Source organism: Myceligenerans salitolerans (assembly GCF_017349295.1).
GTDB classification, from domain to species: Bacteria; Actinomycetota; Actinomycetes; order Actinomycetales; family Cellulomonadaceae; genus Myceligenerans; species Myceligenerans salitolerans.
Genome location: NZ_JAFMPK010000025.1, coordinates 92,728 through 107,364 on the forward strand (window position 1 = coordinate 92,728; position 14,637 = coordinate 107,364).

General features: G+C 71.7%; 14 protein-coding genes. 5 read left to right on the forward strand and 9 right to left on the reverse strand.

Annotated elements, in window-relative coordinates; all coding sequences use genetic code 11:
* Positions 1–82 precede the first annotated feature (82 nt).
* Complete coding sequence (locus tag J0911_RS20985) at positions 83–667, forward strand: methylated-DNA--[protein]-cysteine S-methyltransferase (protein WP_207274344.1); 585 nt, start codon at positions 83–85, stop codon at positions 665–667.
* A 10-nt stretch (positions 668–677) separates the two neighbouring features.
* Here J0911_RS20985 and J0911_RS04900 read toward each other — a convergent pair whose 3' ends face one another.
* From J0911_RS04900 to J0911_RS04930, 7 genes are all read right to left on the reverse strand, one after another.
* On the reverse strand, positions 678–1,700 hold the full coding sequence (locus tag J0911_RS04900) for an LLM class flavin-dependent oxidoreductase (protein ID WP_207274345.1): 1,023 nt from the start codon (positions 1,698–1,700) through the stop codon (positions 678–680).
* Between the two features lie 68 nt (positions 1,701–1,768).
* Positions 1,769–3,562: an HNH endonuclease signature motif containing protein gene (locus tag J0911_RS04905; RefSeq protein WP_242636316.1), complete on the reverse strand. Its 1,794-nt coding sequence runs from the start codon at positions 3,560–3,562 to the stop codon at positions 1,769–1,771.
* 126 nt (positions 3,563–3,688) lie between these two features.
* Positions 3,689–4,441: a 3-oxoacyl-ACP reductase FabG gene (gene fabG / locus J0911_RS04910; RefSeq protein WP_207274347.1), complete on the reverse strand. Its 753-nt coding sequence runs from the start codon at positions 4,439–4,441 to the stop codon at positions 3,689–3,691.
* A 62-nt stretch (positions 4,442–4,503) separates the two neighbouring features.
* Positions 4,504–5,100: a YbaK/EbsC family protein gene (locus J0911_RS04915; RefSeq protein WP_207274348.1), complete on the reverse strand. Its 597-nt coding sequence runs from the start codon at positions 5,098–5,100 to the stop codon at positions 4,504–4,506.
* A 95-nt stretch (positions 5,101–5,195) separates the two neighbouring features.
* Positions 5,196–5,384 carry a hypothetical protein gene (locus J0911_RS04920; RefSeq protein ID WP_207274349.1) on the reverse strand — a complete coding sequence of 63 codons (189 nt, stop codon included), beginning with the start codon at positions 5,382–5,384 and terminating at the stop codon, positions 5,196–5,198.
* A complete protein-coding gene (locus J0911_RS04925) occupies positions 5,377–6,063 on the reverse strand; it encodes a DsbA family oxidoreductase (protein WP_207274350.1) in 687 nt (228 codons plus the stop codon). The genes J0911_RS04920 and J0911_RS04925 overlap by 8 nt, the downstream gene beginning before the upstream one ends.
* Before the next feature lie 77 nt (positions 6,064–6,140).
* Positions 6,141–6,659, reverse strand: coding sequence for a gamma carbonic anhydrase family protein (locus J0911_RS04930; protein WP_207274351.1), 519 nt, complete (start codon positions 6,657–6,659; stop codon positions 6,141–6,143).
* Positions 6,660–6,772: 113 nt separating this feature from the next.
* On the opposite strand from J0911_RS04930, the gene J0911_RS04935 reads away from it, so the two are divergent.
* Positions 6,773–7,006 carry a helix-turn-helix domain-containing protein gene (locus J0911_RS04935; RefSeq protein ID WP_207274352.1) on the forward strand — a complete coding sequence of 78 codons (234 nt, stop codon included), beginning with the start codon at positions 6,773–6,775 and terminating at the stop codon, positions 7,004–7,006.
* Here the strand turns inward: J0911_RS04935 and J0911_RS04940 are convergent.
* A complete protein-coding gene (locus J0911_RS04940) occupies positions 6,984–7,817 on the reverse strand; it encodes an NAD(P)-dependent alcohol dehydrogenase (protein ID WP_207274353.1) in 834 nt (277 codons plus the stop codon). The two genes, J0911_RS04935 and J0911_RS04940, sit on opposite strands and share 23 nt — an antisense overlap.
* Positions 7,818–8,016: 199 nt before the next feature.
* Complete coding sequence (locus J0911_RS04945) at positions 8,017–8,778, reverse strand: GTP pyrophosphokinase (RefSeq protein ID WP_207274354.1); 762 nt, start codon at positions 8,776–8,778, stop codon at positions 8,017–8,019.
* Between the two features lie 219 nt (positions 8,779–8,997).
* On the opposite strand from J0911_RS04945, the gene J0911_RS04950 reads away from it, so the two are divergent.
* From J0911_RS04950 to J0911_RS04960, 3 genes are all read left to right on the forward strand, one after another.
* Positions 8,998–11,736, forward strand: coding sequence for a discoidin domain-containing protein (locus tag J0911_RS04950; RefSeq protein WP_207274355.1), 2,739 nt, complete (start codon positions 8,998–9,000; stop codon positions 11,734–11,736).
* A 77-nt stretch (positions 11,737–11,813) separates the two neighbouring features.
* Positions 11,814–12,827, forward strand: coding sequence for a LacI family DNA-binding transcriptional regulator (locus J0911_RS04955; protein WP_207274356.1), 1,014 nt, complete (start codon positions 11,814–11,816; stop codon positions 12,825–12,827).
* An 82-nt stretch (positions 12,828–12,909) separates the two neighbouring features.
* Positions 12,910–14,610 carry a glycoside hydrolase family 13 protein gene (locus J0911_RS04960; RefSeq protein WP_207274357.1) on the forward strand — a complete coding sequence of 567 codons (1,701 nt, stop codon included), beginning with the start codon at positions 12,910–12,912 and terminating at the stop codon, positions 14,608–14,610.
* Positions 14,611–14,637 lie beyond the last annotated feature (27 nt).

Here is a 14,637-nt window from a genome sequence, read left to right on the forward strand (position 1 = left end):
GTGCCAGTTCCGCCCGGCCCGGCTCGCGCGCCATGGCGGTGTCGCTTCCCGCAGTGTCGGTGTCGCTTCCTACAGTAGGGACGTGGACAGTGAAGCAGGGTCTGGAGCGAACTCTCTCGCGTTCGCCGTGTTCGCGACCCAGGTAGGGGACTGCGCGATCGTCTGGCGGGTCGGTGACGGCGCGGTCGTCGGCTCCACTCTGCCTCAGGGCGGGACGGAACAGGTGCGGCGCGCCGTACGACGCTGGTATCCCGGCGCGGTCGAGGCGGAGGCGACGGCGGGCGTCGCGGAGGCGGTCGAACGCGTCAGGAGACTGCTCGACCACGGCGCCGAGACCGACGCCGCACCGGCGGCGGAGATCACCCTGGACATGGGCGCGGTCCCGGAGTTCGACCGCCGGGTGTACGAGGTGGTGCGCAGCATCCCGCCGGGAGAGACGCTCACCTATGGTGAGGTCGCCGCGAGGCTGGGAGCGCCCGGCTCGGCACAGGCCGTCGGACAGGCACTCGGGCGTAATCCGTTCCCGCCGATCGTGCCCTGCCATCGTGTGCTGGCTGCCGGCGGCGGGATCGGCGGGTTCTCGGCACGGGGCGGTGCACGCACCAAGCTCCGCATGCTGGTGAAGGAGGGCGCCATCCCGGAGCAGCCTGCTCTGTTCGAACTGTGAGGAGCCTGTCTCATCGCCAGCCGAGGGCGGGTGCCACGTGCTTGACGACGTTCTCGATCACATGGGCGTTGTAGTCGACACCGAGCTGGTTCGGCACGGTGACGAGGAGGGTGTCGGCGGCTGCGATCGCGGTGTCCGCGGCGAGGTCCTCGACGATCTCGTCGATCTCGCCCGCGTACGTCTTGCCGAACCGGGCCCGGGCCGAACCCTGCAGGTTCCCGACCTGGTCGGTGCTGAAGCGTTCCATGCCGAAGTAGGCGTGATCGCGTTCGTCCGTGATGGGGAAGATCGATCGGGAGACCGACACGCGCGGCTCCCGCGCATGGCCTGCCGCCGTCCATGCGTCGCGGAAGCGCTGGATCTGCTCGGCCTGCAGCTCGTGGAACGGTACGCCGGTGTCCTCGGTGAGGAGGGTCGAGGACATCAGGTGCATGCCTTGCCGCGCCGTCCACTCGGCCGTGGCGCGGGTGCCGGCACCCCACCAGATACGCTCCCGGAGCCCTTCGGACCACGGCTCGATGCGTAGCAGCCCGGGCGGGTTGGGGAACATCGGTCGCGGGTTGGGTTCGGCGAATCCCTCGCCTTCCAGCAGTTCCAGAAAGCGCGCGGCATGTCGGCGCGCCATGTCGGCGTCCGACTCGCCGTCACGGGGCTCGTGCCCGAAGTGACGCCAGCCGTCGATCACCTGTTCCGGTGATCCGCGTGAGATGCCGAGCTGCAGACGGCCACCGGAGATGAGGTCGGCCGCCCCGGCGTCCTCGGCCATGTAGGCCGGATTCTCGTAGCGCATGTCGATGACGCCGGTGCCGATCTCGATGCGGGACGTGCGCGCGCCGACTGCGGCCAGCAGCGGGAACGGCGACGCGAGCTGCCGTGCGAAGTGGTGCACGCGGAAGTAGGCGCCGTCGGCACCCAGCTCCTCTGCGGCGACGGCCAGGTCGATGGACTGCAGCAGCGTGTCCGCGGCGGATCGGGTCTGTGAGGAGGCGTGGGGTGTCCAGTGCCCGAACGAGAGAAAACCGATGTGCTTCACGATGTCAGCCTGCCCTTCTTCGAACCGGGTGTCACGGGGGCGCGCGTCACCGGGGACGCCGCTCAGGATCAGAAGGGCGGTGGAGCGTCCTCTCCCGGTGGGCTCGGTGGCGGGGTCTCGACGGGCGTCGGCCGTGGCGCGGGCCGCGGGCGTGCCAGGGTGAGGCCGTTCGGTGGATCGGCGGTGGCCGGGGCCGCGTCGGCGCCGCGAGCCGTGCCGGCGGTGAGATGAGCGGTGGTGCCGTAACGGGCGCCGGGGTCGATGGGGTCGGCCTGATAGACCTGGGTGTGGCCGTGGGGACTGGTCCAGGTCTCGGTACCGGTCGTGGGGTCGCGCCGCACCTGCCATCCGGCGTGGGTCTTCAGGTTGTGGTGCTTCCGGCACAGGGCATGAAGGTTGGTGGCGCTGGTCTGGCCGGGCTCGCCCGGGCGGTACGGGCGGTCGTGGTCGTACCGCTCGATGTGGTCCAGGTCGCAGCCCGCGGCAGGCCGGTCACATCCGGCGTGGGCGCAGACGCGGTCGCGGGCCTCGACGGCTCGCCGGAGGCGGGGCGGTGGCTGGTAGCTGCCGGTGGAGTAGTCGGTGAGGATCCCCGTGACCGGATCGGTGACAAGGCGGTGCCAGACCCCCTCGGCGGCGATGTCGCGGGCGAGGGCCGCGGGGATCGGGCCGAGGAGGTCCAGGATCCCCGGCGTGTCGTCGCTCGGGTCGGCGAGCACGGAGGCCGGCACGGTGACGTTGACCGTGGCGGGTACCTCGACGCCACGCACGACCACGCCTGAAGCCGGGGCCGTGGACAGCACGCCGTCGTCCTCGTCCGGGACGGGCACGAGATCGGTGTCCCGCACGGGCGGGACGAGCGCGCCGGGCGGGGCGGTGGGGATCGGGGCGGGCGCCGTTGTCGCGGACGGTGCGCTGTCGCCCGTGTCCGGTGCCTCGTCGAGCGGATGAGGCACCATCCGACCGGTGACCAGGGAGGTGAGCGCGTCGGCGCGCGCCTGGCCGCGGCGGCGGGTCTGGCCGGGGAGGTTCATCAGCGCCTGCGCGCCCGCCTGGACGGCGTTGAACAGGCGGGCGCCGTCCTTGGCGGGCAGGAGCGCGGTGAGCAGAGCCATGCCAGGGCCCGCCGTCTCGAGCCATACGTTGCGCTGGTCGGCGGCGTGAGCCAGCTCGTCGCTGCTGCCGTGCAGACGGGCGGCGAGGGCGTTCAACTGCTCGGACAGCCACTTCCAGGTGCGGGTGGGCGCCTCGGGCAGCAGGACGTCGATCGCAGCGGCTCGTTCGGCGTCGGTCAGCTCGGCGCCGGCGCCCAGCAGGGCATCTGCCTTGCGCGCGTCGATCCGACCGGCCTCCAGCGCGGTGAGCACGTCCGGGAAGCGGGCGCAGCGGTCGGCGCGGTTCACGATCACGCTGCCCTCGCGGGCGGTGACACCGAGCCGGTCCTTGACCACGGTCGCGGCCTGGTCCACCCCCAGGATCCCGCCCTGCGCCTCGACCAGGGCTCCTGCCGCTCGCGCCTGCACGGCGTGTGCCCACCCGGCCAGGCGCTGCGCGGCGGCCACGACCTCGGCCAGCTCCACCGCGTCCAACCGGCCCAGCACGCCGGTGGCGGGTGCACCGGTGGTGCCTTCACCGCCGCCGGATCCGGCCGCGGCCACGACGGCAAGGTGCAGCAGGTTCGCGAGCCACGGGCCCGGTTCGCTCGCGCGTGTCTGCGCCACCAGCGTGTCCACCGAGGCATCGCCCGGTGCACCGTCGTGCGGCTGCTCGGCGTCGAGCATTCCGGGGTCGGCCCACGACGTCTCGGGCAGCACGACGTCCAGGCGCGCCCGTCCGCCGTCGTGCAACGTCTGCCCGTCCATCGTGCTCACCCTCTCCGCGTACCGTCCACGCCGTGCATGCCTGTTCGATCCTATGGTTGCTCCCGCCCAGCAGCCACCCGGGAGCAGGACCTGTGGACAACCGACATCGACATGGCCGTGCGGCCGTCAGTCGCGCGGCCCGCCCGCCACGTACAGCACCTGTCCGGACACGAAGCCCGCGTCCTCGGACGCGAAGAACGCGACGGCTGCCGCCACGTCCTCCGGCTGCCCGACGCGGCCCACCGGGATCCGCTGTGCCGCGCCCTCGAGGAGCTGGTCGAACGTGATGCCCATGCGCTCCGCGGTCGCCTCCGTCATCGCCGTCCGGATCGTTCCCGGAGCCACCGCGTTGGCGGTGATGCCGAACCTCCCGAGCTCGATCGCGAGGGTCTTGGTGAAGCCCTGCATCCCGGCCTTGGCGGCGGCGTAGTTCACCTGCCCGCGGTTGCCGAGGGCCGACGTCGACGACAGGTTGACGATACGCCCGTACCGCGCCGCGACCATGTGCGCCTGCGCGGCCCGTGTCATGAGGAACGCGCCCCGCAGATGTACGCCCATGACCGCGTCCCAGTCGTCGGCCGACATCTTGAAGATCAGGTTGTCCCGCAGGATCCCGGCGTTGTTCACCAGGATCGCGGGAGCCCCGAGCTCGCTCACGACGCGCTCGACGGCGGCGGCCACCGAGTCCTCGTCGGACACGTCCACGCCGACGGCGGTGGCGCGGCCGCCGTCGGCCACGATCTGCTCGGCGGTCGCCCGCGCCTGGTCCTCCAGCAGGTCGAGCGCGGCCACGGCGTGGCCGTCCCGGGCGAGGCGCTTCGCGGTGGCGGCGCCGATGCCGCGTGCGGCTCCGGTCACGATGGCGGTACGAGAGGTCATCGTCGTCCTTTCACGTCAGGTGTGCGCCCAGTCTGCCGGATGGTCGGACGGCGACGACCCCCTCAGGACCGCGCCACCCCCAGGTCCTCGACCACCTCGACGCCCGGTGCCCGGCACAGCAGCGGCCCTGCCATCAGCAGCTTGGAACGGCGCACGCCGGACCCCATCAGGGCGACCGTCCCGGCCTCGGAGAACCGGGAGTCCACGAGCACCCGCCAGCCGTCCGGCAGGCCGATGGGCGTGATACCCCCGTACTCCATACGCGATTCGGCCACCGCGCGGTCCTGCGGCACGAACGACGCCTTGCGTACGTCGAGCAGCTTGCGGACGCGTTTGTTCACGTCCGCGAACGTGGAGGCGGGCACGACGACGCCGGCGACGCGCTCGTCGTCTCCCCGCTTGCCCGCGACGACCACGCAGTTGGCGGAGGACTCCGGGGGCAGCCCGTGGAGGGCGTTGAGGGTCTCGGTGTCGGCGTGCCCGGGGTCGATCTCCGTGACGGCCACGGCCGTGGCGACGCCCGGTTCGGTGTCGGCCCACGTGCGGAGCGCGGCCAGGACGGGTTCCGCGAGCAGGCCGGGGTGGTCGAGCGCCGGGGACCAGTTCAGGTCGCCGAGCGTGGGGAGATCGGTCGGCCGGTTCGTGGACTGTGCGTTCATGCGGGCTACTCTGCCAAAAGCCCGGCCGGACGGTAGCGGGTGGCCGGCTCGTGGCCTCTGCCCGGAGCCGGAGCCCGCCCGTGGGCGGGCCGTCGTCAGGGAGTGACCGGATCCGGGAGCGCACACACGCCGTCGACGCACGCGGCGCCGTCGTCGGCCAGCATGCTGAGAACGGGCGCCGTCGGCCCGGCGGACTCGTCCGGGCCGTTCGCGGTGTCCGCCTCCGGCGGCGCGGGGCGGGCCGGGGCGGACCGTCCGACGGCGGACCGTGGTGCGTCAGGCATCGGCGTGCTCCTCCGTGCCGGCCGCGGCCTTGGTGGCCTCGTCGATCGCCTGGACGAACACCGCCGGGTCCTGGGCACCCGAGACGCCGTACCTGCCGTCGAGCACGAAGAAGGGGACGCCGTTGATGCCGTAGGCGCGGGCCTGGGCGATGTCGGCCGCGACGTCACCGGCGAACCGGCCGCTGTCGAGGGCCGCCAGGACCTCGTCCCGGTCCAGGCCCACCTCGGCGGCCAGGTCGGCCAGGTCCGAGCTGTGGCCGACATGCCGGCCCTCCGTGAAGTACGCGGCCAGGAGCCGTTCCTTCATCTCGTACTGCTTGCCGTGCGCCTTGGCCAGGTGCAGCAGCTCGTGAGCCTTGAGCGTCCTGGTGTGCCGCACCCGGTCGGTGCGGAACTCGACGCCCTCGGCGGCCGCGAGCCGGGTCACGTGGTCCTGCATCTGCTGGGCCTGGGCCAGCGGGATGCCCTTGTGCCGCGCCAGGAACTCGGTCGCGGTGCCCTCGAAGTCGACCGGCGTGTCCGGCGAGAGCTCGAAGGAGTGGTACTCGACGGTCACGTCCGGGCGCGCGCCGTCGCGCTCCGTGAGGCGTTCCAGCGCTGACTCCAGCCGGCGCTTGCCGATGTAGCACCAGGGGCAGGCGACGTCGGACCAGATGTCGATCTTGAGGGATTGGCTCACGCCGGGCCACAACGTGGCCGGGAGACACCGTATTCCTCGGGGACGGCCTCGGACCGCCGACGTCGCCCGCCCCCGGTTCAGCCCACGGAGCGGCGGTGCAGCTCCGCGAGCCTCTGGTACTCGACCGCGTTCTCGCGCACCCGCTCGCGCCCGGCCTCGTCCAGCTCGCCGCGCACCTTTGCCGGCAGGCCCGCGGCCAGGTGGCCTGCCGGGATCTCCTGCCCCTCGCGCACCAGCGCGCCCGCGGCGACGAACGCGCCGGCGCGGATCACGCTGCTGTTCAGCAGCGTGGCTCCCATGCCGATGAGGCAGCCGTCCTCGACCGTGGCGCCATGGATGACCGCCGCGTGCCCGACGCCGACGCCGGCCCCGATGTGCGCCGGGACCCCTGTGTCCGTGTGCACCACGCAGTTGTCCTGGATGTTGCTGCCCTCACCGAGCGTGATCTCGTCCATGTCGCCGCGCAGCACCGCGCCGTAGAAGACGCTCGCGCGCGGGCCGATCGTCACCCGGCCGACGATGGTCGCCGTCGGCGCGATCCATGCCGTCGGGTCGATCCGCGGCTCGTGGCCGTCGAAGGGGAGAACCGTAGCCATGTCCGCACCCTAGTTGCTCCCCGGGGCGGGTTCCTCCCGGCGTCCTTCGCCGACCAGGGACTTCGGGCGCGTCGCCCGCGCCCCGAGCCGTCACAACCGCGAGACTGTACGGCATGGAAAGTCAGTACAAGCCCGACCACTCCCGGTTCATGACCCTGACCGACGTCTGTACGGCGCTCGACGTCTCCAGCGCCATCGTCTACGGCCTGCTGCGCAGTGGCGAGCTGCCCGGCATCCAGGTGGGACCGAAGAAGGTCTGGCGGATCGAGCGGTCCCGCTTCGAGGAGTACATCACCGGCCAGTACGCCCTGGTGAGGGAGCGGATCAGGCACGGGGAGGTCGAGTAGGGCCGGGGCCACCCGGCCGGTCTGCGTGCCCGGCCGCGACCTCCACCACGATCTTGCCGCGGTTCGCGCCGCTCGCGAGGCGCCGGAACGCCCGCGGCACGTCGTCGAACGGGTGGACGTGGTCGATGGCGGGGACGACGGCGGAGGTGGTGACCAGTCGCGTCACCGCCACGAGGTCGTCGCGGCTCTGCGGGACGACGAGCACGCGCACCCGCTTGCCGGTGAGCCACCGGATCGCCGGTCCGGCGGCGAGGGTGGCGAGGAGCGTGCGCGTGAGGCCGCCGACCACGTAGTAGGCGCCACCGGGCCGTAGCGCCCGGTGGACGCGGTAGGGGGAGCGGCGCGCGACGAGGTCCACGATCAGGTCGTAGCGCTCGCGGTGGTCGGGGTGGGTGGCCCAGTCCTCGGTCTCGCAGGCGACCGTGCGGTCCGCGCCGACGCGCCGCAGGTGGTCGGCCTTCTCGGCGCGGTCGACGGCGGTCACCTCCGCGCCGGCGTGCTTGGCGAGCCCGACGACGAACGCCCCGCCGGCTCCGCCCGCCCCGTTGACCAGCCCCTTGTCACCCGGCCGCACCTTGCCGGTCTCGTGCACGGCTCGCCAGGCGATGCAGCCCGCCTGCGGGATCGCCGCGGCGTCGGTGAACGACAGCTCCGCCGGCTTGCGTGCGAGCAGGTCCGGCGGGGTGGCGACGTACTCGGCGAGACCTCCGCGGTATCCGGCGAGCTCGCCGTACACCTCGTCACCAGGGGCGAGGCCGGTGACGTCGCTGCCGACGGCGGCCACGACGCCCGCGACATCGGATCCCGGCACGGGGTGGCGCCGGGCGCCGCAGCCCGCCGAGGCGGGCGTAGAAAGGGCTTCCGGTGAGGTTCTCGCGGTCGGAGCCGTTGAGGGAGACGGCGTGGACGCGTACCAGGACCTGCCCGGCGGCGGGTTCGGGTCGGGGCAGCTCGCCGAGCCGGACGACGTCGGCCGCGCCGTACCTGTCCTGGATGACCGCTCGCACGGGTCAGGAGCCGCGGGTGAGGCGGCCGTGGTCGTCGAACCGGGCGTCGTCGGAGCGGCCGGACCAGAACTCGCGCAGGATCTCCTCGGGGCTCAGGAGGGTGTCGCGGCGGGCGGTGGGCTCGGTGCCGCCGGACAGCTCCTTGACCTCGTCGTGGATGCGTTCCATGGAGGTGTCGAGGGACTGGGCGACGTCGGCGGCGAGCTTGAGGGAGTCGATGAGGTGCCGGGGGACCTCGCGGTCGTACTTGTAGTAGATCTTGTGTTCGAGCGAGGCCCAGAAGTCCATGGCGATGGTCCGGAGCTGGACCTCGACGATGACGTCCTCGACGCGGTCGGACAGGAAGACCGGGACCTGGACGATGAGGTGGAGGGAGCGGTATCCGTTCGGCTTGGGGGTGGCGATGTAGTCGCGTTCCTCGAGGACGGTGATGTCGGCCTGCTTGGTGAGCATGTCGCGCACGTGGTAGATGTCCGACACGAAGCTGCAGGTGACGCGGATGCCCGCGATGTCGAACATGTGCTTGCGGATGCCTTCGGGCGTGAAGGGGATGCCCTTGCGCCGGCACTTGGCGACGATGGAGTCGAGGGACTTGAGCCGGGAGCCGACGTGCTCGACCGGGTTGTACTGCTGCATGTGGCGCAGTTCGTCCCGCAGGATCGAGATCTTCGTCATCACCTCGTCGATGCCGAACTTGTAGGTCAGCGCCATCCGGCGGACCTCGTGCATGACAGCCCGGAGCTCGATCGGGTCCACCGTGTCCATGGCCCTGATCCTAGGCAGAACGGCGTGACGAGGTCGTGAAAATCGGTTGACACCTTCGGTGTGCGGGTCAGGGGCTTGACGGGTCCGTGGGGCGTTCGTAGGCTCGCTGTGCGCAAGAAGTTGACAGGCAGGCTGCACAAAGTTGTCAGCCACGAGGAAACATCCCGAGAAACTCCATCGCCGCCGCCATCGCCGTCGGCCATGATCCCTGGAGATCCGATGAGAAGACGCAAGCGCACCACCACGATCACGGCGCTGGCCGGGCTGACCGGCCTGCTGCTGTCGTCACTGGCCGTCGTCGCGACGCAGTCGGCCACCGCACAGCCGCAGGACCTGGCCGCCGGCCGGGTGACCAGCGCCAGCTCGCACACCCAGACGTACGTCTCGGCCAACGTCACGGACGGTGACGCGGCGACCTACTGGGAGTCGGCGAACGACAGCTTCCCCGAGTGGCTGCAGGTGGACCTGGGCACCTCCGCCACCGTGACCGGTCTGGAACTTCGCCTGCCGCCGGCCTGGGAGTCCCGTGACCAGGACGTCACCGTCCTGGCCTCGGCCGACGGCGTGTCGTTCGCTCCCGTCCGGGACCGTGACACCTACTCGTTCGACCCCGCGACCGAGAACACCGTCGAGGTCGACGTGGCCGACACCGACGCCCGGTTCCTCCGGCTGCGGTTCGAGGCCAACACCCGATGGCCCGCCGGGCAGCTCTCCGAGCTGCGGGTGCTGGGCACGGCGGACGAGCCCACCGACGGTGCGAACCTCGCCGAGGGGCGCCCGTCGTCGGCGTCGTCGCACACGCACGCCTACGTCGCGGCGCACGCGACCGACGGCGACACGGGGACCTACTGGGAGTCGGGCGGCGGGCAGTACCCGGCGACCCTGACGACCAGCCTCGCGACACCGGCCGAACTCACGTCCGTCACGGTCCGGCTGAACCCGGACCCGGTGTGGGCGCAGCGCACGCAGACGTTCGCGGTGCTCGGGCGCACGGGCTCGGGGGCGTTCACCACCCTGGTGGAGCCCGTGCAATACACGTTCAGCCCGTCCACCGGCAACGTGGTGACGGTTCCGGTCAGCGGCTCGGCCCGGGACGTGCGCCTGGAGTTCACCGCGAACTCGGGCGCGCCGGGTGCGCAGGTGGCCGAGCTCGAGGTGCGCGGCACGGCCGGCGAGGACCCGACGGACCCGCCGACGGACGACCCGACCGACCCGCCGACGGACGACCCCACCGACCCGCCCACCGACGACCCGACCGACCCGCCGGACCTGCCCGACGGGCGCGGGGCCGACATGCCGTACCAGCTCCTGGAGTCCGAGGACGGCACGCTCGGCGGCGGCGCCGACCTGCTCGGGCCGAACCGGACCGTGGGCGACCTGGCCGGTGAGGCGTCCGGGCGCCAGGCCGCGCACCTGGAGCAGAACGGCGCCTACGTGGAATGGACGCTGACCGAACCCACCAACACCCTGGTCACCCGCTTCTCCATCCCGGACGCGCCCGGAGGCGGCGGGCAGGACGGCAGCGTGGACATCTACGTGGACGGGCAGTTCCACAAGAGGCTCGACCTCACCTCCCGGTACACCTGGGTGTACGGCAACGAGGCGAGCCCGGTGAACAACCCGTCCGCGGGCGGGCCGCGGCACATCTACGACGAGGCCAACACCTTCCTCGACGAGACCGTCCCGGCCGGCTCGACGATCCGGTTGCAGAAGACGTCGGCCAACCCGCTGCCGGTCGCCGTCGACTTCATCAGCACCGAGCTGGTCAGCCCCAAGGCGAACCCCGACCCGGCCCGGTACGTGGAACCCACCGGGTTCACGCACCAGGACGTGCAGAACGCCCTCGACAAGGCCCGGATGGACAACGACGGCGAGTACGACGGCGTGTACCTGCCCGCGGGTGACTACACGACGTCGAACAAGTTCCAGGTGTACGGCGAGGCGGTCGACATCGTCGGCGCCGGTCCCTGGTACACCCGCTTCCACGCGCCCCAGGGCCAGAGCAACACGGACATCGGCTTCCGTGCCGAGTCGTCGGCCAACGGGTCGAAGTTCCGCAGCTTCTCCTACTGGGGCAACTACGTCGAGCGGATCGACGGGCCGGGCAAGGTCCTGGACTTCAACGGCGTCGCCGACATGACCGTCGACGACCTGTGGGTGGAGCACATGATCTGCATGTTCTGGGCCGCGAACATGGACGACTCGACGATCACGAACTCCCGCGTACGCAACACCTGGGCCGACGCGATCAACATGACCAACGGCTCGTCGGGCAACGTGGTGCGCAACATCGAGACCCGCGGCACAGGGGACGACTCGTTCGCCCTGTTCGCGGCGACCGACGCGGGCGGCAGCGGCCAGTCGGGCAACCTGTACGAGAGCCTGACGTCGCTGGTCACGTGGCGGGCGGCCGGTCTGGCCGTCTACGGCGGGCAGAACAACACGTTCCGCGACATCCTCGTGGCCGACACCCTGGTCTACTCCGGCGTGACGATCAGCTCGCTCGACTTCGGCTACCCCATGGAGGGCTTCGGGCCGGGCCAGACGGTGTTCGAGGACATCTCGCTGATCCGCACCGGTGGGCACTTCTGGGGCAACCAGACCTTCCCCGCCATGTGGCTGTTCTCGGCGTCGAAGGAGTTCCGCGCGATTCGGGTGTCCGACGTCGATATCGTCGACCCGACGTACTCGGGGATCATGTTCCAGACGAACTACGTGGGCGGGCAGCCGCAGAACGCCGTCGAGGACACCGTGCTCACGCGGGTCTCGATCAGCGGCGCCCGGCGCAGCGGGGACGACTGGGACGCGAAGTCCGGGTTCGGCATCTGGGCGAACGAGCTGCCCGAGCCCGGTCAGGGGCCGGCCGTCGGCTCCGCCACGTTCGTGGACCTGACGCTGTCGAACAACGCGATCGACATCCGGAACGAGACGAGTACCTTCACGATCGACCGCCAGTAGGCGCTTCCGGTCCGGAGTGGCGCAAGATCTCGCAAGCCGTGCAAGCGGCTTGCGAGATCTTGTGTAAGGTCGCTTCCATGGGACGACGACTTGCCGATGTTGCCGAGAAGGTCGGGGTCAGCGAAGCGACCGTGAGCCGGGTGCTGAACGGGAAGCCCGGGGTGTCCGCCGCGACCCGTGAGGCGGTGCTCACGGCGCTCGACGTGCTGGGCTACGAACGGCCGGTGAAGCTGCGCGGCGACCGGGGCCGCCTGGTGGGCCTGGTGCTGCCGGAACTGGTGAACCCGATCTTCCCGGCGTTCGCCGAGGTCATGGGTGGCGCGCTGGCGCAGCAGGGTTTCACCCCCGTGCTGTGCACGCGCAGCGCGGGCGGGATCACCGAGGCCGAGTACATCGATCTGCTGCTGACCCAACAGGTCTCCGGCGTGATCTTCGCCGGCGGCCTGTACGCCGAGCGGGACGCCGACCACGAGCACTACGAGCGGCTGGAGTCCCTCGGGCTCCCGGTGGTGCTGATCAACGCCTCGATCGACGAGCTGGGCTTCCCGCACGTGTCGTGCGACGACCTCATCGCCACCCACCAGGGCCTGGAACACCTGGTCTCCATGGGGCACGAACGCATCGGGCTGCTGCTCGGGCCCGGCGACCACGTGCCCTCCGAGCGGAAGCTGGACGCCGCCCGCTCGTTCGCGGCCCGGGCCGGCATCGAGCTGCCCGACGAGCTCGTGGTGCACAGCCGCTACGGCATCGAGGCCGGTCAGGCTGCCGGGGCGAAGCTCGTCGACCGCGGGGTCACCGCGATCCTGGCCGCCTCCGACCCGCTCGCGCTCGGCGCCATCCGCGCCGTGCGGCGTGCGGGTCTCGACGTGCCCCGCGACGTGTCCGTGGTGGGCTACGACGACTCCGCCCTGATGAACTCGACCGACCCTGCCCTGACCACCGTGCGCCAGCCCATCGACCAGATGGGCCGTGCCGCCGTGGACCTGTTGGCGAGCCTCATCGATGGTGCGACCGTGTCGCGCGACGAGCTGCTGTTCGAGCCCGAGCTGGTCGTGCGACGGTCGACCGCCGCGGCCCGCCCGCGGTCGTGACGCGGTCCTGAACCTCCCGGACAAAAATCTCTGCCGAATATCTGTCAGATTCTTGCGCTGATCCTGTCGAGTCGTTACGGTCATGCTCAGAGACCGAACACGACGAAGTGCGGAGGGCAGCGTGAACCACCCCGACGAGCGCGCATGGTGGCGCGACGCGGTGATCTACCAGATCTACCCGCGGTCGTTCGCCGACGGCGACGGCGACGGCACCGGCGACCTCGCGGGCATCAGAGCCCGCCTGGACCATCTCGAACAGCTCGGCGTCGACGCCGTCTGGTACACCCCCTGGTACGCGTCGCCGCTCGCCGACGGCGGCTACGACGTCGCCGACTACCGCGCCATCGACCCCGTGTTCGGCGACCTCGCCGAGGCGGAGGCCGTCATCGCCGAGGCGAACGCCCGGGGCATCCGCACCATCGTCGACGTCGTCCCCAACCACGTCTCCGACCAGCACCCGTGGTTCCGGGCCGCGCTCGCGGCCCCGCCCGGCTCGCCCGAACGCGACCGGTTCTGGTTCCGCGACGGCACCGGCCCCGAGGGCGACGGCATGCCGACCGGCTGGACCTCCAGCTTCCAGGGCGAGACCTGGACCCGGACGACGAACCCCGACGGCACCCCCGGGCAGTGGTACCTGCACCTGTTCACCCCGCAGCAGCCCGACCTCAACTGGAACAACGCCGACGTGCGCGCGGAGCACGAGGCCGTCCTGCGGTTCTGGTTCGACCGCGGCGCCGCCGGCGTCCGCATCGACTCCGCCGCCCTGCCCGCCAAGGACCCGGCCCTGCCGGAGGTCCCCGAGACGTGGGGCGCGGGCGAACACCCGCACCTCGACCGCGACGACCTGCACGACATCTACCGGGACTGGCGCGCCGTCGCCGACTCCTACGGCACCGGACCCGCCGACGAACGCGTGCTCGTGGGGGAGGTGTGGCTGCCCGACCCCGAGCGGTTCGCGCTCTACCTGCGCCCCGACGAGATGCACACCGCGTTCAACTTCGACTTCATGACCCGTCCGTGGGACGCGAAAGAACTGCGCGAGTCGATCACGCGCACCCTGGACGCGCACGCCCCCGTCGGCGCGCCGGCCACCTGGGTCCTGTCCAACCACGACATCACCCGGCCGGTCACCCGCTACGGACGGGAGGACACCTCGTTCGACTTCGCGGCCAAGCGCTTCGGCACCCCGACCGACCTGGAGCTCGGCACCCGGCGCGCCCGCGCCGCGGCCCTGCTCACCGGCGCGCTGCCCGGCAGCCTGTACGTCTACCAGGGCGACGAGCTCGGCCTGCCCGAGGTGGACATCCCCCGCGACGCGATCCAGGACCCCATGCACTTCCGCTCCGGAGGCGTCGACCCGGGCCGTGACGGCTGCCGCGTCCCGCTGCCGTGGACCGCGGACGGACCCAGCCACGGGTTCGGGCCGGACGACGGCGCCCCGCCCTGGCTGCCCCAGCCCGACGGCTGGGGCGACCTCGCCGTCGAGCGCCAGGCCACCGACCCCGGCTCCATGCTCACCCTCTACCGCAGGATGATCGCCGCCCGCCGCACCGAACCCGGACTGCGCGACGACGCCTTCGCCTGGCTCGAGCTGCCAGGCACCCTGCCCGGCGACGACACCGACCTCCTCGCCTTCACCCGCGGTACCGGATTCGCCTGCGTGGTGAACCTCGGTACCGAACCCGTGGCGCTGCCCGACGACGCCACGGTCATCCTCACCAGCGCGCCCCTCACGGACGACGGACGCCTGGCCTCGGACACGGCGGCCTGGTGCCGCCTGTAGTACCCAGTGGCGCGACCCCCGCGCCGA

Excerpts from the sequence above, each read along its gene's own strand:
- J0911_RS04950 (WP_207274355.1), top strand. The coding sequence starts at position 8,998 with ATGAGAAGACGCAAGCGCACCACCACGATCACGGCGCTGGCCGGGCTG.
- J0911_RS04935 (WP_207274352.1), top strand. The coding sequence starts at position 6,773 with ATGGAAAGTCAGTACAAGCCCGACCACTCCCGGTTCATGACCCTGACC.
- J0911_RS04960 (WP_207274357.1), top strand. The coding sequence starts at position 12,910 with ATGCTCAGAGACCGAACACGACGAAGTGCGGAGGGCAGCGTGAACCAC.
- J0911_RS04915 (WP_207274348.1), bottom strand. The coding sequence starts at position 5,100 with ATGAACGCACAGTCCACGAACCGGCCGACCGATCTCCCCACGCTCGGC.
- J0911_RS04905 (WP_242636316.1), bottom strand. The coding sequence starts at position 3,562 with ATGGACGGGCAGACGTTGCACGACGGCGGACGGGCGCGCCTGGACGTC.
- J0911_RS04955 (WP_207274356.1), top strand. The coding sequence starts at position 11,814 with ATGGGACGACGACTTGCCGATGTTGCCGAGAAGGTCGGGGTCAGCGAA.
- fabG (WP_207274347.1), bottom strand. The coding sequence starts at position 4,441 with ATGACCTCTCGTACCGCCATCGTGACCGGAGCCGCACGCGGCATCGGC.
- J0911_RS04945 (WP_207274354.1), bottom strand. The coding sequence starts at position 8,778 with ATGGACACGGTGGACCCGATCGAGCTCCGGGCTGTCATGCACGAGGTC.
- J0911_RS04920 (WP_207274349.1), bottom strand. The coding sequence starts at position 5,384 with ATGCCTGACGCACCACGGTCCGCCGTCGGACGGTCCGCCCCGGCCCGC.
- J0911_RS04930 (WP_207274351.1), bottom strand. The coding sequence starts at position 6,659 with ATGGCTACGGTTCTCCCCTTCGACGGCCACGAGCCGCGGATCGACCCG.